This window comes from Rhodococcus sp. BP-316 (genome assembly GCF_019836105.1).
GTDB lineage: Bacteria > Actinomycetota > Actinomycetes > Mycobacteriales > Mycobacteriaceae > Rhodococcoides.
Map to the genome: position 1 here is coordinate 338,516 of NZ_JABUEE010000003.1, position 23,476 is coordinate 361,991.

Genomic DNA, 23,476 nt, shown 5'->3' on the forward strand with positions numbered 1-23,476 from the left:
GCGGCTCCCGGTAGCGTCGTCGCGATGAGCTGGATTCGCATGAACGACGTCACCGCCGGGTACGAGCAGAAAGTCGTTCTCCGCGAGGTGTTCTTCCGCCTCTCCGACGGAGACAGGGTGGGCCTCACCGGCCGTAACGGGTCGGGCAAGACCACGCTCCTGCAGCTGCTCCTGGGTCGCGTCGCGCCGGACTCCGGCACGGTGGACGTCACCGAGGGTGCTCGGATCGGCTACTTCTCCCAGTTCTCCGAGCTCGACGGCGATCGCAGCATCACCGCCGAACTCGAGTCGCTCTTCGGGGACATCAGGGCGGTGGAGACCGAACTGGCCGAGGTCGAGACGGCGCTCGGAGGCGACATCGACGAGAAGGAGATGTACCGCCTCGTCGACCGCCAGGCCGAGCTGCTCGAGCAGATGGAGGTCGGCGGTGGATGGACGTACCACCAGCAGATCGACACCGCCCTGTCGATGCTGGGTTTCGACGCCGAGCGTCGAGAACTGCCGGTGGACAAGCTGTCCGGTGGATGGCGCAACCGAGCCGCGCTGGCCCGCATCGTCCTGGAATCGCCCGACGTCCTCCTTCTGGACGAGCCCACAAACTTCCTCGACGTAGCCGGGATCACGTGGCTCGAGCGGTGGCTCCGTGACTTCCGCGGCGCACTGCTCCTCGTCTCCCACGATCGCCATTTTCTCGAGCAGGTGGTGACCACCATCGTCGAGATCGAGAACAACCGGTTGCACACCTACGACGGGAGCTACTCGGAGTACGTGCAGCAGAAGCAGTTCCGACTGAAGAACCTCGAGAAGGAGTTCAGCACCGAGCAGCAACTCCTGGCCTACGAGCAGGACGCGATCACCGACCGGAAGGAAGCCGCGAAGAATCCGAGCGGCGTGCTGAAGCGGCGACTGGCGTCGATCAAGAAGAGCAAGACCCCTCGACCGGTCGATCAGATCATCACGTCGATCTACGGCGGACTGCACGTGCACGACGACCTCTGCGTCGTCGACGGCGTCACGAAGGGGCACGGCGGCGATCCACTGTTCGCGGATCTCTCCTTCGAGATCCATCGGGGCGACCGCATCGCGATCACCGGCCCCAACGGCTGCGGGAAGTCCACGCTCCTCGACGTGCTGACCGGGCTCGCACCCGCCGACTCCGGAACGGTGAAGTGGAAGGTCAAGGCGCCCGCCTTCATTCACTACAACACGGTGCTCGCGAACCTCGATCCGGGCGACACCGTCACGCACGCGGTCAACGCGATGCCGGACAGTCTGGCACTGACCGCGACCCGGAAGGACGTGGCGCGCTTCCTCGCTCTGCTGCAGTTCTCCGAGGCCGAACAGAAGCAGCGCATCGGAACGCTGTCCGGAGGTCAACAGGCACGCGTCGCGTTGGCCCAGTGTCTCCTGTTCGGAGCCGGCGTCATCGTGCTGGACGAGCCGACCAACCATCTCGACCTCCCGAGCGCGCAAGTCCTCGAGCGAGCGCTGACGGCGTTCCCCGGGGCCGTCGTGGTGGTGAGCCACGACCGCTTCTTCATCGAGAAGGTGGCCTTCCGCCAACTCGCCTTCGACGGCCGGGGCGGAGTGCAGAAGATCGCCGGCGTGCAGATGTAGCCCGGGGTTCGCTCAGCGCGGCGGCACCCGGTGCAGAAGCAGCGTGGCCGCGTCGAGCACCTGATCACGGTCGCGGGTGAGTCGATACTCCACACACGGCTCCCCGTCCGCGGTGCACGGCACCGCGGTCAGCGCCGCGGCGAATTCCGGGTCCACCACCACGATCGAGTGTTCTCTCGCCAGCGGCTCGCTCTGTCCGATCAGGACGACGCGATGGTGGCCGGCCAGCGATCGCGCGTCTCCCGCGGTGAACAGCACGGTCAGAGCACTTCGCTCGGACAGCTGATCGAGCAGCTGCCGCCGAGTCCCGATCATCGCTTCCGGCTCCGGGACCGTGACGAGCACCAACGACGTCGGCCCACACTCCAGGGCACGACGGAGCAGATCCGCCTCCAGGTCGGCCAGCGCGGCCGGGGTGGTCCGCACCGCGGGCCCACGGCCGTGAGTGAGCCCGAAGGGTGTCACGGCCACCGGGGCACGCACCGTCACAGCGGGGCCGGCCAGCCCTGGATGCGGTCGACGCGGCACGGCGTCGAAACGCGGTAGCGGGCCGGGCGCGCCGAAGTACCAGCCCTGCCCCCACGAGGCACCGAGCTCGAGGGCGCGGGCCTCGTGCGCAGCATTCTCGATTCCCTCGGCGACGACGACGGAGCCCGTTCGCGCGGTCTCCGCGGCCACCGCGGCGAGGAGCGCGATCGTCTCCGGCGTGGACGGTTGCTGGACCAGGCGCATCTCCAGCTTGACGACGTCCGGTCGCAGCAACGCCAGCAGCGCGAGGCTCGACGAGTCCGCCCCCACGTCGTCGACGGCGATACGCCACCCCAGGTCTCGGGCGTGCGCGACCGCACGCAGTATTCCGGCCGGATCCGCCATCAGGTCACGCTCGGTGATCTCCACGACGATGGACTGGTCGGCGGCGTCCACGAGCGCACCGCGTGCGAAGTCCGGCGGTGGGGCGTCCAGGGCGGCGGGTTCGGAGTTCACGAACAACGCCAGTTCACTCGGGAGTCCCGCTTCCGCTGCGCCGCGCACTGCGGACACGCGGCAGAGCCAATCGAACTCGGCGGTCACACCCCGGCGCTCGGCCTCGGCGAACAAGTCCTCGGGTGAGCCGCCGGACGCCGGCCTGGTCAAAGCCTCGTAGCCGACGATCGAGCGATTCCTCAGATCGACGATGGGCTGATAGACGGTGTCGATCGGTCCGGGAAGAAGAGGGGGTGCGTCCACCACATGCCCTTTCCGATCCACAACTGCTCCGACGTCCCCACCCGGCCACACAGTGTGCCTCGAGTTCCGTTCGAGTCGGACATCGCGGCTCTGCGTGACCAATGGCCGACCCGCCCTAGGATCAATGCCCATGGTGAACCGGTCGACAGGTGCGATGAATGGCTGAGCAGGTGGCCGCACCCCGCATCGTCGCCGGTCGCTACCTCCTCGGACCTGTCCTGGGTCGCGGTGGCGTCTCGGACGTGTTCCGGGCGACCGATCGGACGCTGGGCCGGGCCGTGGCGGTGAAGTTGTTCCGCAGCGACGACCACACGCCGCACGACCGTCGACGCATCGACAGCGAGATGCGCACCCTCGCGTCGCTGACCCACCCCGGCCTGGTCACGCTCCACGACGCCGGCTCCGAGTCCGACGTCGCCGGCTACGACGGGCCCTACCTGGTGATGGAGTTCGTGGACGGCACCACGCTGTCCACATTCCGCGCGTGCGGCGCCCTGCCGCCCGAGGTGGTCCGGCAGATCGGCCACCAGGTGGCGCAGGCACTGGCACACATCCACGCGTCGGGCATCGTCCACCGCGACGTCAAGCCTGCCAACATCCTGATCACCCGCGACGACGACGCGGGACTGCGAGCGAAGCTCACCGACTTCGGTATCGCTCGCATCGTCGACTCCGACCCGATGACCGAGCACGGCACCGCCGTCGGGACGGCGCACTACCTCAGCCCGGAGCAGGCGACCGGCGAGGCGACGGGGCCGGCCTCCGACGTCTACTCGCTGGGCCTGGTCCTGACCGAGTGCCTCACGGGACGAATGGTGTTCGAGGGCAGCGCGATCGCCGCCGCGATAGCCCGTCTGCATCGCGAACCGGTGATCCCCGTCGAACTCGGGCCTACGTGGGTGTCGCTGCTGACCGACATGACCTCCCGGACGCCGACGGCGCGCCCGACCGCCGCCGACGTGGCTCACCGGCTGCACACCCTCACCGAGGACACCGACACCGCGGTCCTCGCGACCCCGGTGGCGACGCCGGCCGCCGTCGTGTCGGGCCGTCGATCCGCCGTGCCGTGGGTACTCGCCGCGCTGGGAATCTGCGCGGCGCTCGTCACGGTGCTCGCGATCCGCGGAGCGGGGTCGGACGGTGAACCGACGACGGAGCCGCCGCTGCCGAGCACGTCCGTGGTGGTCGAGACGACGTCGGAGCCGACGGCCACCCCTGTCCCGGTTCCCGAGACGGTCCCGGAGGTCGCGCCACCAGTCGTCGAGACGACGACGGTCGCTCCCGCACCCGTCGTTCCGCAACCCGCAGCACCCGGCAACGGCAATTCCGGGAACGGCAACTCGGGCAACGGCAATCCCGGGAACGGCAACGGTAACTCCGGGAACGGTAATGGCAATCGCTGACTGATCACCCTCGTTTGTGGCGTGACAGCTCGGGTAGGCCGCACCCATGACTGCAGACGACGCGACCACACCACTACCCGACTACGACCAGCTCACGGTGGGGACCATTCAGCACCGTTGCCGATCGCTCGATCAGGATCAGATGGAGCGGCTGATCGCTCACGAGCGCGATGCGGCGAATCGCCCTCAGGTGCTTCAGATTCTCACTGCTCGTCTCGGCGAACTGCGCGCCGGAGCCGAACCCTCCGGAGGGGACCCGTCCGCCGCTCCCGAGGTGTCGGACACCCCGCGGCAGTCGAACGTCGGTCCGGAGCACTCCCCCACCGACCACACGCCGCTCCGGCACGGCGTTGCGTACCAGACCCCGGCACGCGGCAAGCCCTGACGACGCTGGGTCCGCGCGGCGTTCACCGGTCGGTGTGCGCCCAGCGTCGTGCGCCGGCGAAGGTGCTCGCGAGGACGAGCACGACGACGATCGTCAGGGCGGACCACATGGTCACGGACGCGTCGAAGGAGAACAGCAGGCCTGCTCCCAGTGCGGCCGCCGTCGCGACCACCGCGCCGAGGGGAAGCGCCACTGCCACCGCCGTCGTCGTGCGCCGGACCAGAGGATCGGAGGTCAGCCTCAGCGTCTGGAACACGGCGAGGAGTGCGAGAACGTATGCCGCCGCGACGCTCCCCCCGTAGAGGACGAGCAACCCGTCCACGGGGAACGCCACGGACGCGTCGGGCGGCAGACCGACGAAGGCGGACACGATCCACAGCACTCCGGGCAGCAGACCGAGCAGGACACCGGTGAGTCCCGCGGTGACGACCCGTCCCACGTCGTCAGCGACGAGCGGCCGACATCACGCCGGCTCTCGCATCACACCGAAGTGCCGCGCGGTTCCGGACACCCCGGGCAGCTCCTGCACCGGGGACCACGTGGCGAGACCGTCCGTGCTGTCGGAGTACAGGTACTTGCCGTCGATGTAGGCATCGAGGTAGATGCGCCACACGTCGTTCGGCAGCTGGACCAGGGCCGGACCCTCGACCATGGAACCCCACGCGCCGGGGGCGACGAAGCGGTAGGGCCCGAGCACGGTCGGCGCGACGGCATGCTCGACGAACTTCTTCGTCTCGTTCTTGGTGAACGCGTGGTACGTGGATCCGACCTTCACGATCGTCGTGTCGATGTGGTCGGCTCCGATCCCGTCGAGTGGCACCGGAATGCTCCACGAACTCAGAGAGTCGTCGAGTGCCGTCATCAGGTACGGCACGAAGCCGCCTCCGGTCGACAACGACAGGACGACGTGCACCTTGTCGCCGTCGACGAACCATTCCGGAGCCCAGGCCTTGGTGACGAACGGCGACAGCGACGGGCCGTCGGCGAAGCCTGCCGACTCGGAGAGGAACGGGATGCGTGGGCCCTTGCCGTCTCCTGTGCCGGGCATGAACGCGCAACAGAACGGCACCGGCTGGGTACCTGTGAACGTCCAGTTCACCCGGTCCGGGCTGCGAGCGAAGCCGATGTTCGCACCGTCGGCCGTCGTGTAGGTGAGGCGGTACGACCCGTCGGTGTGGCGAAAGATGCTGGGGTCCCGCATCAGTCCCGACGGCGGTCGGAACGCGGACGTACGCTCCGGCGTGAACGTGGTCCCGTCCGACGACCGATACACGTCGAGGTCACGGTCGCTTGCATTGCTGAACGCGACCATCGTGTAGGTCCATTCCGCTGGAGCGGCAGCACTGCTCGCCGGGGCGGCGACGAGCAGGCTCGCCACGGCGAGAAGCACCATCGGTGGGCCGGACAGTCGCCTGCGTCGGAGGGTCGTCACCGATGCAGTCTCCCAGTCCCATCCGTCTCATCTGCACCAGGAGTCACATCGGTGCGGGATCGTTACGCAGGTCGTTCACAGGAGACGTCCAGCGTCCTCGCACCGCGGGTGCAGGAAGCATTCGTAACGTCCGACCCATGATGTTCTACAGAACCCCCACACCCGCCGGCTTCCCGCGAGGCGGCCGCACGGCCTTCGCCTCTGTTCTCGTGGCCGGCAGTCTGCTGCTCGGCGGCTGCAGCGCCGCCACCGAGAACGCGGCGACACCGGCCTCCGCCACCACGAGCCAGGAGGCCGCCGTGTCCACCGTCTCCGTCACCGAGGGCGCGACCACCACCGCGGCCACGATCAGCGACAGCGCCACGGCCGCCGAGGCCTTCCTGGCGACGCTCACCGACGCGCAGCGCGAGCAGGTCACCTATGCCTACGACGACGAGACCAAGACGACGTCCTGGTCCAACTTCCCCGTCACGTTCGTCGACCGCGCCGGCCTGAACCTCGCCGACCTCACCGACGAGCAGCGCGGCGCCGCCATGACCGTGCTCGAGTCGTTGCTCAGCGACGACGCCTACTCGACCGTCACCGGCATCATGGGCGGCGACGAGTACCTCCACGAGAACAGCACCTCCACCGAGGACTCACTCGGCCAGTACTACATCGCCTTCTTCGGCGACCCGTCCGACACCAGCGCCTGGGAGATCCAGTTCGGCGGACACCACCTCGGCATCAACGCCACCCTCGACGGCGCCGCCGACGCCGTCACCTTCGCCCCCACCCATCTCGGCGTCCAACCCGCCGAGTACACCACTGCCGACGGCACCGACGTGCAGCCGTTCGACGGCATCTACACCGACGCCTTCGCCTTCTACGACAGCCTCACCGACGAGCAGAAGACCACCCTGTACCAGGGATCGGACGTCGCGGCCATGGTGTGCGCGCCCGGCAGCACCTGCGACTTCCCCACCGGCACCGGACTTTCCGGCGCCGACCTCACCGACGAGCAGAAGCAACTGCTCCTGCAGGTCATCGCGAACTGGGCCGGCATGGCCGACGAGGAGACCACCGCCGACGCGCTCGCGACCATCGAGGCGACGCTCGACACGACCTACGTGAACTGGTCCGGCGCGACCACCTACGACATGAGCCAGGGCGACGGAATCCACTTCCAGATCAGCGGACCGGACGTCTACGTCGAGTTCGCAGCACAGCAGGGCTCGGCCGGGGCGGACGTCGCGGGCGTCACCACCTCGGGGTGGGGCCACGTCCACACCATCTACCGCGACCCGAGCAACGACTACGCGAACAGTGTCACGCAACAGGAGTCGACCGGAATGGGCGGCGGCGCGATGCCGGGTGGGGGCTTCTGACGATTCCACGGTTGCGCCGGGCGGTTCGCGGCGGGTAGTCAGGTGCAGATGAAGACCTACGAGCTACCCGGCACCGATCTCCGCGCGTCCAGCGTCGTGCTCGGCCTCATGCGCATCGAGACGCTGAGCGACGAGGAGATTCGAACACTCGTCGGGACCGCGCGTGATGCGGGAGTGTCGGTCTTCGACCACGCGGACATCTACGGCAGCGATCGTCACGCCTGCGAGCGCAGGTTCGGCGACGCCGTGTCGTTCGCATCGGATCGAGACGACGTCATCGTCCAGAGCAAGGTGGGCATCCGAGAAGGGTTCTACGACTTCTCGTCCGACCACATCCTGACCACCGTCGACGAGTCTCTCGCCGCCTTGCGTACCGATCACCTCGACGTCCTGTTGCTGCACCGGCCGGACACCCTCGTGGAGCCGGCCGAAGTCGCGGCGGCCTTCGACACGCTGCACACGGCGGGCAAGGTGCGGCATTTCGGAGTCTCGAACCACACTCCCGGACAGATCGAGGTGCTGAAGACCGAGGTGCGACAGCCCCTGATCGTGAACCAGGTCCAGCTGAGCATCACGCATGCACCGCTCGTGGCGGCCGGTCTCGCGGCGAACATCGCCGGGCTCGAGCAGTCGGTCGACCGCGACAACGGTCTGCTCGATCACGCGCGACTGAACGGCGTCACTCTGCAGGCGTGGTCACCGTTCCAGAAGGGGACGTCGGACGGCGTGTTCCTCGGTGATCGCGAGAACTACCCCGAACTGGACGACGCGCTCCGCGAGCTCGCCTCCCAGTTCGGAACCACGCCCACCGCGATCGCCACCGCGTGGATCACCCGGCACCCGGCGAACATTCAAGTGGTGCTCGGAACCACCGACCCCGGCCGCGTGCGGGAAGCTGCCGCCGGTTCGGACGTGGTTCTGAGCCGGGAGCAGTGGTACCGCCTCTTCCGCGCTGCAGGGCACACGTTGCCGTGATGCCGGTGAACCATGCACTCCCGAACACCGGGATTCCCGCGCCCGCAGGAGAGAATCGTCGTCGAACACCCCTCAGCAGCACATCGACGAGGAGCAGCGCATGCGCCCGCACGTCCACCTCAGCGGTCAGCTGATCTGTCGGGACGATGCCGAGTCGGCCGTCGTGTCGGAGTGTCTGCCCCGCCATGTCGAGCTGACGCGGGCCGAGCCCGGTTGCGTGTCCTTCGACGTCCAGCAGAGCGACGACCCCCTCGTGTGGCAGGTGGACGAGTACTTCACCGACGACGCCGCCTTCGCACGACATCAGGAGCGAGTCTCGTCGAGTGAGTGGGGCAGACGGACGGCGGGCATCGAACGGCGGTACGTCGTGGAGCGCGAGCGCGACGTCGCCCCGACGACGAGGGGGCCGTCACGCACCGCAGGCATCTCTCTGGATTGTGCCGATCCGGAGGAACTCGTTCGGTTCTATCTGGCCCTCCTCGGTGGTCGTCGACTCTGGGGTGACGACCAGGCGTCCGGGATGCGCACCGTTGAGGGGCTCGTCCTGGTGGCGCAGAAGGTCGAGGAGTACACACCTCCCGAGTGGCCCGGAACCGCCGTGGTGCATCTGGACATCGACGCGGGCAACGACCTGGCCGGTGCAGTCCGGTACGCAGAAACCTGTGGCGCGCGACAGTCCGAGTCACAGGTCGATTCTCGGTGGGCTGTTCTCCTCGATCCGGCCGGACATCCGTTCTGCATCACGACGATGGTGTGGTCCGACCGATGACGAGTCCGGCGCGGTGGCCCAGCGCTCGATCGGGCGGTGGGATCCGGTGCAGCAGTCCGCGCTGTACGCGGTTCAGTGCACCGGATTCGCTCTGCGCGGCCGGCGTGCCGTTGTTCGTCGTCGATTGGCAGTGGCTGTTCACTCGTCGGTCGAGTCGAACAGTGCACGCACCACACCGTCGAGCGTCTGCGACGAGACGTCGGCCTCGCCGAAGGCGGCACTGGGCACCTTCTCCTCGCGGCGGCACCATCCGGTGCGCATTCCCGCGCGTCCTGCGCCCTGGAGATCCCAGGAGTGCACCGCCACCATCGCGCACCGGTCCGCGGTGACTCCGGCGCTCGACACCGCCAGCTCGTACGGCGCCGCTGCCGGCTTCCACGCGCGGACGTCGTCGATGCTGAGCACTCGTTCGACCCGATCGGACACACCCGCCCGGTCGAGGAACCCTGCTGTCGAGTCCGCGCTTCCGTTGGACAGGGTGAACACTCGCGCACCACTGGCGACAGCGGCGTCGAGTGCCGCGACGACGTCCGGGTGCGGTGTCGTCTCGGCGAACCCTCCGACGACGTGCTCGATGTCGGCGTCGGAGACGAACCCACGGGTGTACGCCCGCAGAGCGGACGATGCCACGACGGCGAACGGCTCGTACGCACCGGACAGGGTCAGCGCCATGCCGTCACGCAACAGGTGCGCGAACCATCCGTCGAACGACGACGACGGCGGCGCCACCGAGATGAACCTGTCGCGGACGATGTCGAGATCGGCGAGTGTGCCGACCACATCGAACACGACGACATCAGGAGCAACGGGTTCTGCCATGCCACCGGCGTACCCGACGCGGGGAGACGCCAACCCCGAGCCCATCCGTGTCGCCGACTGTCACCCGCCCGCCGCCACCCGGGTGTGCGCGGTCATGAGGACGGTTCCCACAGTGGACTCGAGTCCCTCGCCCAGTGGTTCAGCACTGAGATCGGCGAGGATCTGTCTGCACAACAGCCGAACTGAAGTATTCGTCTCCTGCGACCGCCACCTGATCAGTGCGAAAGCCTGATCGTCCGTGATGTCGAGGACAACCATGACGATGCCCTTGCACTGATCGATGACCGCGCGTGACTCGAGCGCCGCTCGAAGACCGTCCACCTGACGTTGGGCGTCGTCGGCTCGCCGGGCGATCGCGAGCAACGACTCCACCACGGTGACACAGATCGTCGACGTGTCCGCGTCCGCGTGCTCGAACCCGTGATCGCTCCGGCTGTAGAGGTTGAGAGCCCCGTAGCGCTCATCGCCCACCGACACCGGTGTGGACAGGAAGCTCCGCATTCCCGTGTCCGCGTTCCGTGTCCAGAACTCGGGATACCTCTGCGCGGCAACCCCGCTCGTCACACGGACCGGCGTCCGGGTCGCCGCGGCCTCCAGGCACGGGCCCTCGTCGGCGTCGTACTGAGCACGGTCGACAGCTCGGACGCACCCGTCGGTGACCACGATCGTCACCGGTCTTCCCCGTCGAATGACTGTCACGCCTGCCGCGTCGGCTCCGGGTACGGCGTCGACGAGGTTGTCGCACATCTGCTCCAGCGTCGCGTCCACGTCTCCGATGGATTCGAGGAACGAGGTCATCTTCCCGACCACCTCGGCGACGGAGGTCAGAGCCGCATCCGAGGGGCTCCGAGCCATGTGCCGTGCGTCGTCCTCACAGTGCTTCTCGAGCATGAGATCACCGAGTCCTTTCAGGGCTCGTCGGTTGCCGCGTCTCCGGTGTCCGATCGGGCCACGCCCACGGTGAAGGCATTCGCCAACTCGTCCAGCACTCGCTCCGCTCGCGCGGCGCGCCAGGTGTCACCGCACTCGAGCAACCTGTCGCGGTGCGATGCGAAGTGGGCGCTGAGCAACGGGATGAGGTCGACCGGGATGTACATCGATCCCCGTGACGGCCGGGCCTCGAACACCTGGTCCACCTCGACGCCGATGTCCCCGGTCATGACGCATCGCTCAGCGTCGCGGGCAGCCCGCCGCCCGTTCGACGACGCTCGGCGAGCAGTCGCTCGAGTGCCATCAATCTGAACACCTCTTCTGCGGGGGCGTTCTCTCGTACGGCAGCGCGTCGTCTCTGCACGATCGCCACCACGTCGTCGACGTCGGCCGTCCGGTCCATGTCGTCTGCTCTCGACACCATGGCGTTCTCCCTTTCCGACACCGGACGAGTCGTGGAACAGTCGGGCCGATGCCTGGTCTCCGGCCGTCGCCCGGCCGGGAACGAGCGCGCGGCTCGGAGCGTCGACCGCGCTGGGTCAGGTCGATACCCGTAGGGAGTTCCTGTAAACACCACGAACGTATCGACGTGGCGTGCCGAGAGGACGGAAGGACGGTGTCGGTGCCCCCACCGGGACTCGAACCCGGAACACAAGGATTTTAAGTCCTCTGCCTCTGCCAATTGGGCTATAGGGGCCTGCTCGAGGCCAGCCTATCGTGGGCCGTTCAGGAGACGCCTGGTCCCGTCTCGACCGGTCGCGCGGGATCCGACGACCACGCGGACCAGGATCCCGGGAACAAGGCCGCATCGATACCGGCGAGTGCGAGCGCTGCGATCTCGTGCGCCGCGGTCACACCGGAACCGCAGTAGACGGCCACCTCGTCACCGGGTCGAATACCCATGGTCGTGAACCGATCTCGCAGGACAGCAGGCGCAGCGAAGGTCCCGTCGACGGTCACGTTGTCCGACGTCGGCGCGCTGAGAGCGCCGGGAATGTGGCCGGCACGGGAATCGACGGGCTCGACCTCCCCGCGGTACCGCTCCCCCGCACGTGCGTCGAGAAGACGACCGGGGAATGTGGCGGCAGCGTCTGCCGTGACCGTCGGCAGATGGCCCTCGGACAGCGTCACGTCTCCAGCCCGCGGCGCGGTCTCCTCGCCCGACCGCGTGGGTAGTTCGGCCGCCTGCCACGCGCCGAGTCCACCGTCGAGCATGCGCACAGTCTCGACGCCCGCCCAGCGCAGCAGCCACCACGCCCGAGCCGCAGCCATGTTGCCGGTGGCGTCGTAGACGACGACGGACGAGTCGGCGTCGATGCCCCATCGCCGCGCATACATCTGCAGATCGTCGAGTCGGGGCAAGGGGTGCCGCCCTTCGGTGGGCTCCCCGTGACCGGCGAGTTCCGAGCCCAGGTCGACGAAAACGGCGCCGGGGATGTGCGCGTCGAGGTAGTGCTGGTGGTTGTCGGGATCACCCAGTGCCCACCTGACGTCGAGCAGCACGGGCGGACGCGGCGACGTCAGCGCTGCGGACAACTCCGACACGGTCACCAGGATCTCCGACATGGCGATCAGAGTACGACTCGGTGTGCCGCGCGCACCGCTCGGTCAGGCAGGGATCACGGGCGGCTCGAAGGTGAACGTCGTCCCGAGCAGCCAGACGAGCAGCAGCACCACCGGGAAGTGGAAGAGGAACTGCAGGAACGTGAATCCGATGAGATCGCGCGCCCGCAGACCCAGGACGGCGAGCAACGGCAGCATGAAGAACGGGTTGATCAGGTTGGGTAGCGCCTCGGCCACGTTGTAGATCTGCACGGTCCAGCCGAGGTTCATCTGCACGTCGGTGGCGGACTGCATGACGTACGGCGCCTCGACCAACCACTTGCCTCCGCCCGACGGGACGAAGAGTCCCAGGATCACGGTGTAGACGGCGATGACCACAGCGAAGGCTCCGCCACCGCCGACCTCGGTGAAGAACGTGGCCAGGTGCTCGGACACCGTGACTCCACCCCGCCCTTCGGATGTGGTCAGAATCGCGGCCATCGCGGCGTACAGCGGGAACTGCACCAGGATCCCCGCTGTGGCGGGTACGGCCTTGGCGACGGCATCGAGGAACCGTCGCGGTGTGCCGTGCAGCACGAGTCCCAGCATCAGGAACACCAGCAGGTAGCCGTTGAGGCTGCTCACCACCGACAGCACGGGCTTCGAGAGCAGTTGCGACACCAGCCATCCCAGCGTCATCGCCCCGGCGAGGATCGGGAGGATGCGGCTGTACTCGAGCCACTCGCCCGGACGGGTGCGCGTCGGCGGCTCGGCGATGGTGTCGTCGAGATTCACGTCCATGGCCTCGGCGGTCTTGATCGCCGCACCGGTGGGAGCGGAGAGGTGCGCGATGATCACCGTCAGCACTATGATGATCACGCACATGACCAGTGACTGCCACGTGAAGATAGTGGTGCCGAAGTCCAGGACTCCGGTGATGCGGAGCAGGGCCGGCGGGAGCGAGCTCGCGGTGGCCTGGAGCTGCGCCGCGGACGACGACATGCCCAGTGCCCACACCGCGCCCAGGCCCATGAACGCCGCGGCGCCGAGCGCGCGGTAGTCGACGCTCAGATCGCGTCGCCGGGCGATGGCACGAGCGAGCAGTCCACCGAAGACGAGGCTGAGACCCCAGTTCAGAAACGACACCGAGCACGACATGAGCGCGACGAAGCTGACCGCCGTGCGTGGATTGTTCGGCAGCGCGGCCAGTCTCGTGATCAGCCGCGCCACGGGTGGCGACGTGGCCACGACGTACCCGGTGAGCACGACCATGGCCATCTGCAGAGTGAAGGCCGTCAGGTCCCAGAATCCGTTGCCGAACGCGTCGACCACGTTCTGCGGCGACGATCCGTTCGCGAACGCGGCGATCGCCACCACGAGCACGCCGACCAGCGCGAAGATGTAGGCGTCGGGGAACCACTTCTCGGTGCCGCGGGCCAGTGCCTGGGCTGTTCGCGCCAGACCCTTCTCCGCGGGTGCGTCGGTGTCGCGGACTGCCATGGTGACCTCCTGGTCGTCGAGCGATCGGTGTGTCGGGGACCACAACGGCCTCGATCGACCCTTCCCGTGCGTCCGCCCGAAGGCAAGAGGCATCACTGCACCCTCGATCTGCGGCGATGCAGGACTGCAGGTGGCACACTGCGTCCATGGCGACAGAGGACGACGTCCGACGTATCGCACTCGCGCTGCGCGAGGTGACGGAGAAGCCGTCGTACGGCACTCCCGGCTTCCGCGTGAAGGACCGACTGTTCGCGCGGGTTCACGAGATGCCCGACGTTCTGCTGCTCCGCAGACCGAGCGTCGAGGACCGCGAGGCCCTCATCAGCTCGAACCCGGCAGCGTTCTTCACCACCGATCACTACGAGGGTCACGCGTCGGTGCTCGTGCGACTACCCGAGGTGGACGTCGACGAGCTTCGTGAACTGATCGAGGAAGCGTGGGAGTGCCGCGCTCCGGTGACCGTCAGGAAGCTCGGGCCGAGACCGGAGTGATCATCGCCCGGCGACGCTGAGAGCGATCCCGTCGAGGATGTCGTGCTCGCTCACGACCAGGCTGTCGATTCCGGCTTCGGCACCGATGTGTTCGGCGAGTGTGGCCGCGACGAGGGATCCTCCGCCGATGACGTCGACGCGACCGGGATGCATCGGGCCGAGCACGGCACGGTCCGCCCTCGTCATGCCGAGCAGACGATCACAGACGTCGCGCAGATCGGTGAACGGGATGCGCGACAAGTGGATCGCGTGCGGATCGTAGGCGGGAAGATTCTGTGCCACGGCCGAGAGGGTGGTCATGGTCCCGGCAACCCCGACCCAGGTGCGGGCATCTTTCACGGGTACCGCGTCGAACGCCGGCTGGAGGCGCTCCGAGGTGAAGGCCTGCCCTGCCCTGCGCTCGGACTCGGTGGGTGGATCGGTGCGCAGGCACCGCTCGGTGAGCCGAACACATCCGATGTCGGCGGAGAAGGCGGCGCGCACACCGTCGGCATCTCCGAGCACCAGCTCGGTGGAGCCGCCGCCGAGATCGACCACCAAGAACGGCCCCTCGTCCGGATCCAGGTCGCCGACCGCCCCGGCGAAGGACAGACGAGCCTCCTCGTCGCCCGAGATGACCTCGGCCACTGCACCGTCCGCGACGGAGGCGAGGGTCCGGCGCGTCATGTCGAAGAACAGATCACGATTGTCGGCGTCGCGCGTGGCCGACGTCGCGACCATGCGCACCGCGTCGACACCGCCCAGCTCGGTGATGATGTCGACGTACTCGAGCAGCGCTGCCTCGGTGCGGTCGATCGCCTCGGGTGCGAACGACCCGGTCGCGTCGACACCCTGCCCCAGCCGGACCACACGCATCTCACGCGCGAGGTCGCGGAGACCGTCGTCGTCCACGTCGGCCACGAGCAGACGGATGGAGTTGGTTCCGCAGTCGATCGCAGCGACCCTCATGCTCGGAGCTCCTCGATGGTGGGCCAGTCCGCGGGCAGGGCCGTGCCGCGCAGGGGCCCCTCGGCGGCCAGCGCCACCGACTCGTCGCCCAGCGGATTGGCACCCGGCCCCTTGGCCAGCGAGTGCGCCATCAACACGTGCAGACACTTGACCCGGTCCGGCATCCCGCCGCCGGTGAAATCGGTTCCGAGCGACTCGATCTCGTTGCGCTCGGCCAGATACGCCTCGTGGGCACGCAGGTAGGCCGCGGCGAGCTCCTCGTCCTGCTGCAGCCGCTCGGTCATCTCGCGCATGACACCGGCGGATTCCTGGCGGCTCGCCTCGGCCGTCAGACGCGGATCCGTGAGGTAGAAGAGGGTGGGGAACGGCGTTCCGTCGGGCAGCTTCGGCGCCGTCCTGACGACGGCGGGACGGCCGTCCGGGGTGCGGTAGGCGATCTCGAGCACGCCGCGCGGCTCTCGTCCGAGCTGGGCGGACACGGCGTCGAGGTCTTCGCGCGACACGTCGCTCACTGGGTCTGACTCATTTCCGGATCGGGTGGATCGGCGTGCACCGAGGCGTCACCGTGGGGTGGTCGCCGTGGACCACAGGTCGCTGTACCAGGGTCCGGGCGGGGGCGGCGGCGGATCGTTCTCGATGTCCGATCGTGCACGCGCGCCGGGCAACTGGACTTGATAGGGGGTCTCGCCGGGCATGACGTAACCGAGGCGCTCGCGTGCCTGTGCGGTGATGTAGGCCGGATCGTCGGTCTGGTCCTTGCGGATCTGGAGCTCGGCCACGCGCTGTTCGAGCGCCACTCGCTCGGCGGCCACCTGGGCGGCGTCCCCGCGCTGGGAGATGTACGTCCGCAACGGAACTGCGAGAGTCAGGGCGAGAGCGCAGATCACCACGGCGAGAACGACGGCCTTGCCCGTCGACAGGCCGAGGAACGTGCGCTCCTTCTTCTCGCCGCCGCGGCGGCGTCCGCGCCGACCGACCAGTGCGGCACCCTCGGTGACGACGTCGTTGACCGCGCCGGCGACGGTCCGGGGCTGCGAGGCCCCGGACCCGTCGCGGCGCGTGGATCGACCGGGACGCGCGTCACGGCGCGGCGAACGGCCACCCGGCCGTGCCGCACTGCGTCGAGAGTCCCGGTCCGCCATCGGTGAGCTCAGCTGTCCTTCGAGGTGAAGTCGAGCCGCGGGAACGCCAGCTCGCCCGAGTAGCGCGCGGCGTCGCCGAGTGCCTCCTCGATGCGCAGCAGCTGGTTGTACTTGGCGACGCGCTCGCTGCGAGCCGGGGCACCGGTCTTGATCTGTCCGCTGCCCACGGCGACGGCGAGATCGGCGATGGTGGTGTCCTCGGTCTCGCCGCTGCGGTGGCTCATCATCGTGCGGTAGCCACTGCGGTGCGCGAGATCGACGGCGTCGAGGGTCTCGGTCAGCGTGCCGATCTGGTTGACCTTCACCAGGAGAGCGTTGGCGGCTCCCTTGACGATGCCCTCCTCGAGGCGCTCCGGGTTGGTGACGAACAGATCGTCGCCGACGATCTGGACCCGGTCACCGATGCTGTCGGTGAGGGCGACCCAGCCGTCCCAGTCGTTCTCGTCGAGCGGATCCTCGATGGAGACGAGCGGGTACTGGTTCAGCAGGTCCGCGTAGAACGCCGACATCTCCTCCGCGGTGCGGGTGTTGCCCTCAAAGGCGTATCCCGTTCCGGCGGTGAAGAACTCGGTGGCGGCGACATCGAGCGCGAGAGCGATGTCGGAACCCAGCGTGAGGCCGGTCTTGCCGACGGCCTCCGAGATGAGGTCGAGTGCGGCCTTGGTGCCCGCGAGGTCGGGGGCGAAACCGCCCTCGTCGCCGAGCCCGGTCGACAGGCCCTTGGCCTTGAGGACCGACTTCAGTGCGTGGTAGACCTCGGCGCCCCAGCGCAGGGCCTCCTTGAAGGTCGGCGCACCGATGGGGGCGATCATGAATTCCTGCACGTCGACGCCGCTGTCGGCGTGGGCGCCACCGTTGATGATGTTCATCATCGGCACCGGCAGGATGTGGGCGTTGGGTCCACCCAGGTAACGGAAGAGCTCCAGTCCGGCGGACTCCGCGGCACCCTTGGCCACGGCGAGCGAAACGCCGAGCAGGGCGTTCGCGCCGAGGCGCGACTTGTCGGCGGTGCCGTCGAGGTCGAGCAGTGCCTGGTCGACCGTGCGCTGCTCGATGGCGTCGAGGCCGATGACGGCCGGCGCGATCTCGTCGAGCACGGCGTTGACGGCCTTCTCGACACCCTTGCCGCCGTAGCGATCGCCGCCGTCGCGGAGCTCGACGGCCTCGTGCTCACCGGTGGAGGCGCCCGAGGGCACCGCTGCACGGGTCAGCGTGCCGTCGTCGAGCGCGACCTCGACCTCGACCGTGGGGTTGCCACGTGAGTCGAGGATCTCGCGAGCTCCGACCTGTTCGATGATGGCCACGAATGAACTCCTAGTCAGGCGTTGAACACACAGCTTCGGGCGCGAACCGGTCACCCGTGGTCGGGCGCGGCTCGAAGACAGACTAGCCGTCGCAGCCGCCGCGCTCGATATTCGACGCGCAGGCGGGCAGGCCGGAGGCCGGTCGGTGATCAGGCGGGCAGGCCGGAGGCCGGTCGGTGATCAGGCGGGCAGGCCGGAGGCCGGTCGGTAGTCAGGCGGGCAGGCCGGAGGCCGGTCGGTGATCAGGCGGGCAGGCCGGAGGCCGGTCGGTAGTCAGGCGGGCAGGCCGGAGGAGGTCGACGTCAGGACGGCCGGGCACCGACGGAGTAGGCGGAGGCCGCGTCGCGGACGTCCCTCAGGTAGACCCCCGACAGGTTGTAGGCCATGAGGGCGGCCTGCCACCCCTCCGCGGTGGTGAGGTCTCCCCCACGGGCGCAGAGGTAACGCCCCGCGGTGAGCGCGGCGTCGTCGAGGTTGTCGGGGTCGGCGCGGCCGTCCCCGTTGGCGTCCACGCCCCACTTGCGCCAGGTCTCGGGGATGAACTGCATGGGTCCCATGGCGCGGTCGAAGACGGTGTCGCCGTCCAGTTCTCCGCCGTCGGTGTCGGCGATCTCCGCGTTGCCGGCGGTGCCGTCGAGGGGCACTCCGCGGATGGGCGGGGTCGCGGTGCCGTCGGGACCGACGGACGATCCACCGAAGGTGCCGTGACGACTCTCGATACGGCCGATCCCGGCGAGAGTGGTCCAGGCCAGACCGCACCCTGGTGACGAGCGGGCCATGACCGCGGCCGCGTGGCCGTAGGCCTCGAGCGCGGTGCGGCCGATTCCGGTGGGGTCGACCAGCGGTTCCGCCCAGCCGGCGAGCAGGTCGGCCGAGCGACCGGGCGCGTCCACGTCGATCGGCGGCACGGGCGCTCCGGGCCCCGGCGGGATTCCCTCGGGGATCTCCACCGCGGGTCTGCCCGGATCCAGATCGAGGGCGCCACAGCCGGAGACGACGGCGGCCGTGGCGAGCGCAGCCGCGACGACGCGGAGGCGCCGGGAGCGCGGTGGGAGCATGCCTCCATCATCCCGAGTCAAAGTAATAGAAGGGTAAAGGTCTTCAAAAGTCCTGGTCGGCGGCTGTTTCGCACCCCGAAGCCGGTGTATGTTCACCTTTCGTATGAGGGTCGCCTTGCCTAAGACGCCCCACTCCACTCGAACCCGGGAGATCCCGCCGTGTCCACAGTCGCCGTCGTCGCGTCCGCGCCGTCCGTCGTGACGCAGATGGTCGGCAGCGGACTGATCGGGGTGCGGGAGGGACTCGAGACCGGCATCGTCGTGATGATCCTGGTCGCGTTCCTCGTGAAGTCCGACCGCCGCGACGCGCTGAAGTGGGTGTGGACGGGTGTCTCGGCCGCCGTGGGCATGGTCGCCGTCGTGTTCGCCGTCATCCACCTCGGCACCTCGACGGTCACGGGCCTCACCGCCGAGATCATCGCCGGCATCGCCTCGCTGATCGCCGTCGCGATCGTCACCGGCATGGTGTTGTGGATGCGGTCGGCCGCCGCCTCCATCTCCGGCACGTTGAAGGCCGGCATGGCCCGCGCGCTCGACGTCGGGCCGGTGGCCGTCACATCGCTCGCCTTCCTGGCGGTCGGGCGCGAAGGAATCGAGACGGCGCTCCTCATGGTCGGCTACGCGGAGAACACCAACGGCAGTTTCTGGCCGCTGCTGGGTCTGCTGGCCGGAATCGCCGTCGCTGCATTCCTCACCGTCCTCCTGTACTTCGGAGCAGTACGCATCGACTTCGCCCGGTTCTTCCGCTGGACGGGCGTCTTCCTCGTGTTCGTCGCCGCCGGAATCCTGGCGTACGGACTGCGGGCTCTGCAGATCGGTGGAATTCTCCCCGGTGGCAGCGCGACCGCGTTCGACATCAGCGACACCTGGGACGCGGGCAGTTGGTACGGCACCGTCGTCGCCGGCATCTTCAACTTCCGCCCCGAGCCGACCGTTCTGCAGGTCGCGGCCTGGGTGCTCTACCTCGTCGTCGTCCTGCCCCTGTTCCTCCGGCGGCCGAAGGCCGTGCCACGAGTCACCGCACCGCAGCCACAACCCGCCGCGTCCTGACCTACACACAACTCCCTGCTCCAAGAACCTCCGGCCTTCCCGCTCCACTACCGACCGGCCTCCGGCCTTCCCGCTCCCGAAAGGGCACCACTGAAATGCGCACCACCACCCGCCTCCTCTTCTGCGCCGCCGCGCTGCCGCTGGCACTCACGGCCTGCACCGAGAAGGAGGCCACGACCTCGGCCGAGGGCGGCGACATCGTGGTCGACGCGACCGACAGCTCGTGCGACGTCGGTACGACGAGTGCACAGACGGGCAGCTCCACCTTCCAGGTGACCAACAACGGCTCCAAGGTCACCGAGTTCTACGTCTACGGCGAGGGCGACCGCGTCATGGGTGAGATCGAGAACATCGGGCCCGGCGTCTCCCGCCAGCTCATCGTCGCGCTACCCGAGCCCGCCACGTACCAGACCGCGTGCAAGCCGGGCATGGTCGGCGACGGCCTCCGCGGCGACTTCGTCGTCACGGGTGACGCCAAGGAGTCCGACGCCGACGGGACGCTCGCCGAGGCGGCCGACGGCTACAAGCGCTACGTCGTCAGCCAGGTAACGGCGTTGCAGGAGACGACGGGATCGTTCGTCACCGCGGTCACGTCCGGCGACGTCGAGGGCGCCAAGGCCCAGTTCCCGCTCGTCCGCACCTACTACGAGCGCATCGAACCCGTCGCGGAGAGCTTCCCCGACGATCTCGACCCCCGCATCGACCTGCGCGAGCCGGACGTCGAGCCGGGTGCCGAGTGGACCGGGTTCCACCGCCTGGAGAAGGACCTGTGGGCACAGGGGCTCCAGCCGGACACGAACGCGATCGCCGAGCAGTTGAAGGCGGACGTCGACGAACTGGTCGCGGGCGTGCAGTCCCCCGACTTCGTGATCGACCCGATCACGGTGGCGGGCGGCGCACAGGGCCTCCTCGACGAGGTCGCCCAGACGAAGATCACCGGTGAGGAGGACTTCTTCTCCCACACCGACCTGTACGACTTCCAGGCGAACGTCGACGGATCGCAGGCAGCGGTGGCGGCGCTCGCTCCGGTGCTGTCCGAGCGAGACCCGGAACTCGCGGCCACCATCGAGCAGCGCTTCGCGGAACTCGACACCGAGCTCGCGAAGTACCGCCAGGGTGACGGCTTCGTCTCCTACGACACGGTCACCGAGCCGCAGCGCCAGGACCTGTCGAAGAAGATCGACGCCCTGTCCGCGTCGGTGAGCCAGGTCCAGGGTGTCGTCGCAGGCGCCTGAGCGGACGTCCGACACGGACGCCGCCGCCACCACCCCGCCGAGTCGACGCCTCTCGCGCCGCGCGCTCTTCGGTGGCGTGGGAGCCGGCGCACTCGCGGTCGGCGCCGGTGCCGCGCTGGGCCGGTCGACCGCACCCGAACCCGTGGTCGCCGACGCGGCCGAGGCCGTGGTGCCGTTCCGCGGCGTCCACCAGGCGGGCATCGTCACGCCCGCACAGGACCGTATGCACTTCGTCACCTTCGACGTGACGACCACCTCGCGCGACGAGATCGTCGCGATGCTCACGAAGTGGACGGCGATGGCCGAACGTCTCACCGTCGGCGCCGAGTCGGTGCCCGGTGGCGTGGTCGGCGGCGGACAGTACGAGCCGCCCGGTGACACCGGCGAGGCCTACGGCCTGATGCCGTCCAACCTCACGCTGACCATCGGCTTCGGCCCGTCGTTCTTCGACAGGTTCGACTTGGGTGACCGCAGACCGGCTGCACTGCAGGATCTTCCGCGATTCCCCGGCGACGACCTCGACCCGGCGCGGAGCGGTGGCGACATCGCGGTGCAGGCCTGCGCCGACGATCCGCAGGTGGCGGTGCACGCCATCCGCAATCTCGCGCGCATCGCGTTCGGCACCGCGTCGGTGCGGTGGTCGCAGCTCGGCTTCGGTCGCACCGCGTCGACGTCGACCGCCCAGGCGACACCGCGCAACCTCTTCGGCTTCAAGGACGGCACGAACAACATCAAGGCCGAGGAAGCGGCGACCGTCGACGAGCACGTGTGGGTGAACGGCGGCGAGTCCGACTGGATGACGGGCGGCACCTACCTCGTGGCGCGGCGCATCCGGATGAAGATCGAACCGTGGGACCGCGCGGTGCTCGGCGAACAGGAACGCGTCATCGGTCGGTCCAAGGCCACCGGCGCGCCACTGGGCGGTACGGCCGAGTTCGACACCGTCGACCTCGGCTCCTCGACCATCGCGAAGGACGCCCACGTACGACTGGCGTCGTCGGAGTCGTTGGGCGGAATCAAGATTCTTCGCCGCGGGTACAACTTCACCGACGGCTCCGACGGCTTCGGCCACCTCGACGCGGGGCTCTTCTTCGTCGCTTTCTGCAGCGATCCGCAGACCCAGTTCGTACCGATGCAGCAAGCTCTCGCGCGACGAGATGCCCTGAACGAGTACATCTCCCACGTCGGCTCGGCGGTCTTCGCCTGCCCACCGGGAGTTCCGGAAGGCACCGAGGACTACTGGGGCTCGACGCTCTTCGGCTAGACGGTCAGCGGTTCTTCTCGTCCGCCTGCGGCCGATGGTGGGACGCGGCGACGCGTGCGTCGTCCGTCCCCGTCGCCGCGAGCGGTCGGCCGAACATGTCGGTTCCCGGCCAGTACTTGGACCACGCTCGTGCGTCCATCTCGGCCGATCGGACTCCGTCCATGGCGGCGCCGCGCTCCGCGGCCCGTACGTCGGCCACGAACTCGTTGACGGTGCGGCGCAACGAGTCCTCGGCGCTGGTGGCGCCGTGATCACCCGAGATGTCGATGCGCACCGAGAGCATGGACTCCGGGACGAAGTCCTGAGGGAGCCCGGCCTTGACCGCTCGGGTGATGACCTGCTGGGCGAGCGCGAGCGACGGCTGCGCCATGGCGATGCCGTCGAGACACGACGCGCGTACCTTCTCCGCGGCCTTGCGCTCCTCCCAGGCCTTCTCCTGCGCACCGATGTCGATCGGGGCGCCGGACGTGTCGGCCAGGTGCGGGCTGCGGTGGGTCAACTTGGCCACCAGGGTGGACGCCACGTCGTCGATGTCGAACGCCTCGGCGCCCGCGTCCTTGGCGATGCGCGCGTGGAAGATGACCTGCAGCAGCAGATCGCCGAGCTCCTCCCGGATGGAGTCCGCATCGCCGGTCTCGATGGCATCGAGCAGTTCGTAGGTCTCCTCGAGGAGGTACCCGCGCAGCGACTCGTGCGTCTGCTGCGCCTCCCATCCGCCGAGTGAGCGCAGTTTGTCGATGACGAAGACGGCCTCGGCGAGGTTGCCGCCGCGGGGTACCGGCACCTCGATGACGTCCTCGCCGCGCGTGATGCGTTCCTGGACGTCGGGGTTGTCGCGGCTGGTGCTGATGAGCACCTCGGGCTCGTCGTCGCCCGCGGAGGTGAACCCCGTGAGGCGCCAGCGGATGGAGACCGGCACCTCTTCGGTGAAGCCCACGGGCTTGTCCAGCAACGTCACGGCCTGCACCGGCACCATGGTGGGCCGCAGGGGATCCAGCAGCAGAATCGTCATCGCGCG

25 protein-coding genes and 1 tRNA gene are annotated in these 23,476 nt (G+C 68.6%); 10 read left to right on the forward strand and 16 right to left on the reverse strand.

The window, feature by feature from the left end; translation table 11 throughout:
- Nucleotides 1-24 precede the first annotated feature (24 nt).
- A complete protein-coding gene (locus HQ312_RS07835) occupies nt 25-1,617 on the forward strand; it encodes an ABC-F family ATP-binding cassette domain-containing protein (RefSeq protein WP_261782122.1) in 1,593 nt (530 codons plus the stop codon).
- Between the two features lie 12 nt (nt 1,618-1,629).
- Here HQ312_RS07835 and HQ312_RS07840 read toward each other — a convergent pair whose 3' ends face one another.
- Nucleotides 1,630-2,844, reverse strand: a complete 1,215-nt coding sequence (locus HQ312_RS07840; protein WP_308123848.1) for an EAL domain-containing protein — start codon at nt 2,842-2,844, stop codon at nt 1,630-1,632.
- Between the two features lie 158 nt (nt 2,845-3,002).
- Here HQ312_RS07840 and HQ312_RS07845 point away from each other — a divergent pair, with 158 nt between their 5' ends.
- Nucleotides 3,003-4,247, forward strand: a complete 1,245-nt coding sequence (locus tag HQ312_RS07845; protein ID WP_222638279.1) for a serine/threonine-protein kinase — start codon at nt 3,003-3,005, stop codon at nt 4,245-4,247.
- A gap of 46 nt (nt 4,248-4,293) precedes the next feature.
- Nucleotides 4,294-4,632: a hypothetical protein gene (locus HQ312_RS07850; protein WP_027504050.1), complete on the forward strand. Its 339-nt coding sequence runs from the start codon at nt 4,294-4,296 to the stop codon at nt 4,630-4,632.
- 22 nt (nt 4,633-4,654) lie between these two features.
- Here the strand turns inward: HQ312_RS07850 and HQ312_RS07855 are convergent, their stop codons facing one another.
- Both HQ312_RS07855 and HQ312_RS07860 read right to left on the reverse strand, forming a co-directional pair.
- Complete coding sequence (locus HQ312_RS07855; protein WP_222638280.1) at nt 4,655-5,071, reverse strand: hypothetical protein; 417 nt, start codon at nt 5,069-5,071, stop codon at nt 4,655-4,657.
- A gap of 24 nt (nt 5,072-5,095) precedes the next feature.
- Nucleotides 5,096-6,025, reverse strand: coding sequence for a glycoside hydrolase family 43 protein (locus HQ312_RS07860; RefSeq protein ID WP_222628944.1), 930 nt, complete (start codon nt 6,023-6,025; stop codon nt 5,096-5,098).
- 176 nt (nt 6,026-6,201) lie between these two features.
- Between HQ312_RS07860 and HQ312_RS07865 the strand changes: the two genes are divergently transcribed.
- From HQ312_RS07865 to HQ312_RS21845, 3 genes are all read left to right on the forward strand, one after another.
- On the forward strand, nt 6,202-7,431 hold the full coding sequence (locus HQ312_RS07865) for a DUF3500 domain-containing protein (protein WP_374198280.1): 1,230 nt from the start codon (nt 6,202-6,204) through the stop codon (nt 7,429-7,431).
- Between the two features lie 48 nt (nt 7,432-7,479).
- A complete protein-coding gene (locus HQ312_RS07870) occupies nt 7,480-8,406 on the forward strand; it encodes an aldo/keto reductase family oxidoreductase (RefSeq protein ID WP_222638281.1) in 927 nt (308 codons plus the stop codon).
- Nucleotides 8,407-8,506: 100 nt separating this feature from the next.
- Nucleotides 8,507-9,175 (forward strand): VOC family protein, encoded by a 669-nt coding sequence (locus HQ312_RS21845; RefSeq protein WP_261782123.1) that lies wholly within the window; start codon nt 8,507-8,509, stop codon nt 9,173-9,175.
- A gap of 138 nt (nt 9,176-9,313) precedes the next feature.
- Here HQ312_RS21845 and HQ312_RS07885 read toward each other — a convergent pair whose 3' ends face one another.
- The 7 genes from HQ312_RS07885 to HQ312_RS07915 all read right to left on the reverse strand — a co-directional run bounded on the left by HQ312_RS07885 (nt 9,314) and on the right by HQ312_RS07915 (nt 13,966).
- Entirely contained in the window at nt 9,314-9,994 is a 681-nt protein-coding gene (locus HQ312_RS07885; protein ID WP_222638282.1) for a haloacid dehalogenase type II, read from the reverse strand.
- A 60-nt stretch (nt 9,995-10,054) separates the two neighbouring features.
- Nucleotides 10,055-10,885, reverse strand: coding sequence for a GAF and ANTAR domain-containing protein (locus HQ312_RS07890; RefSeq protein WP_222638283.1), 831 nt, complete (start codon nt 10,883-10,885; stop codon nt 10,055-10,057).
- A gap of 17 nt (nt 10,886-10,902) precedes the next feature.
- On the reverse strand, nt 10,903-11,154 hold the full coding sequence (locus HQ312_RS07895; protein ID WP_222627592.1) for a hypothetical protein: 252 nt from the start codon (nt 11,152-11,154) through the stop codon (nt 10,903-10,905).
- Complete coding sequence (locus HQ312_RS07900) at nt 11,151-11,348, reverse strand: hypothetical protein (RefSeq protein WP_222627594.1); 198 nt, start codon at nt 11,346-11,348, stop codon at nt 11,151-11,153. The genes HQ312_RS07895 and HQ312_RS07900 overlap by 4 nt, the downstream gene beginning before the upstream one ends.
- A 199-nt stretch (nt 11,349-11,547) precedes the next feature.
- Nucleotides 11,548-11,621: transfer RNA gene (locus HQ312_RS07905), tRNA-Leu, on the reverse strand.
- 29 nt (nt 11,622-11,650) lie between these two features.
- A complete protein-coding gene (locus tag HQ312_RS07910) occupies nt 11,651-12,490 on the reverse strand; it encodes a sulfurtransferase (RefSeq protein ID WP_261782124.1) in 840 nt (279 codons plus the stop codon).
- Nucleotides 12,491-12,532: 42 nt separating this feature from the next.
- Complete coding sequence (locus HQ312_RS07915) at nt 12,533-13,966, reverse strand: short-chain fatty acid transporter (protein WP_056447560.1); 1,434 nt, start codon at nt 13,964-13,966, stop codon at nt 12,533-12,535.
- A 146-nt stretch (nt 13,967-14,112) separates the two neighbouring features.
- Between HQ312_RS07915 and HQ312_RS07920 the strand changes: the two genes are divergently transcribed.
- The gene (locus HQ312_RS07920; protein WP_222638284.1) at nt 14,113-14,457 is read left to right on the forward strand and encodes an MmcQ/YjbR family DNA-binding protein; all 345 of its coding nucleotides are present in this window, start codon (nt 14,113-14,115) and stop codon (nt 14,455-14,457) included.
- On the opposite strand, the gene HQ312_RS07925 is transcribed toward HQ312_RS07920, so the two are convergent.
- From HQ312_RS07925 to HQ312_RS07945, 5 genes are all read right to left on the reverse strand, one after another.
- Entirely contained in the window at nt 14,458-15,405 is a 948-nt protein-coding gene (locus HQ312_RS07925) for a Ppx/GppA phosphatase family protein (RefSeq protein ID WP_222638285.1), read from the reverse strand.
- The gene (locus HQ312_RS07930; protein ID WP_027504060.1) at nt 15,402-15,917 is read right to left on the reverse strand and encodes a DUF501 domain-containing protein; all 516 of its coding nucleotides are present in this window, start codon (nt 15,915-15,917) and stop codon (nt 15,402-15,404) included. The genes HQ312_RS07925 and HQ312_RS07930 overlap by 4 nt, the downstream gene beginning before the upstream one ends.
- 48 nt (nt 15,918-15,965) lie before the next feature.
- Nucleotides 15,966-16,547, reverse strand: coding sequence for a septum formation initiator family protein (locus tag HQ312_RS07935; RefSeq protein WP_204866522.1), 582 nt, complete (start codon nt 16,545-16,547; stop codon nt 15,966-15,968).
- 8 nt (nt 16,548-16,555) lie between these two features.
- On the reverse strand, nt 16,556-17,851 hold the full coding sequence (gene eno / locus HQ312_RS07940; protein ID WP_027504061.1) for a phosphopyruvate hydratase: 1,296 nt from the start codon (nt 17,849-17,851) through the stop codon (nt 16,556-16,558).
- 302 nt (nt 17,852-18,153) lie between these two features.
- Nucleotides 18,154-18,909, reverse strand: a complete 756-nt coding sequence (locus HQ312_RS07945) for a lytic transglycosylase domain-containing protein (protein ID WP_056447111.1) — start codon at nt 18,907-18,909, stop codon at nt 18,154-18,156.
- Nucleotides 18,910-19,116: 207 nt separating this feature from the next.
- Here HQ312_RS07945 and efeU point away from each other — a divergent pair, with 207 nt between their 5' ends.
- The 3 genes from efeU to efeB all read left to right on the forward strand — a co-directional run bounded on the left by efeU (nt 19,117) and on the right by efeB (nt 22,458).
- Nucleotides 19,117-19,959 carry an iron uptake transporter permease EfeU gene (efeU, locus tag HQ312_RS07950; protein WP_222638355.1) on the forward strand — a complete coding sequence of 281 codons (843 nt, stop codon included), beginning with the start codon at nt 19,117-19,119 and terminating at the stop codon, nt 19,957-19,959.
- Between the two features lie 95 nt (nt 19,960-20,054).
- A complete protein-coding gene (gene efeO / locus HQ312_RS07955; protein WP_222638286.1) occupies nt 20,055-21,194 on the forward strand; it encodes an iron uptake system protein EfeO in 1,140 nt (379 codons plus the stop codon).
- Nucleotides 21,175-22,458: an iron uptake transporter deferrochelatase/peroxidase subunit gene (gene efeB, locus HQ312_RS07960; protein ID WP_222638287.1), complete on the forward strand. Its 1,284-nt coding sequence runs from the start codon at nt 21,175-21,177 to the stop codon at nt 22,456-22,458. Before efeO ends, efeB begins: the two co-directional genes overlap by 20 nt.
- A 4-nt stretch (nt 22,459-22,462) precedes the next feature.
- On the opposite strand, the gene HQ312_RS07965 is transcribed toward efeB, so the two are convergent.
- Nucleotides 22,463-23,470: a MazG family protein gene (locus tag HQ312_RS07965; RefSeq protein ID WP_081821037.1), complete on the reverse strand. Its 1,008-nt coding sequence runs from the start codon at nt 23,468-23,470 to the stop codon at nt 22,463-22,465.
- Nucleotides 23,471-23,476 lie beyond the last annotated feature (6 nt).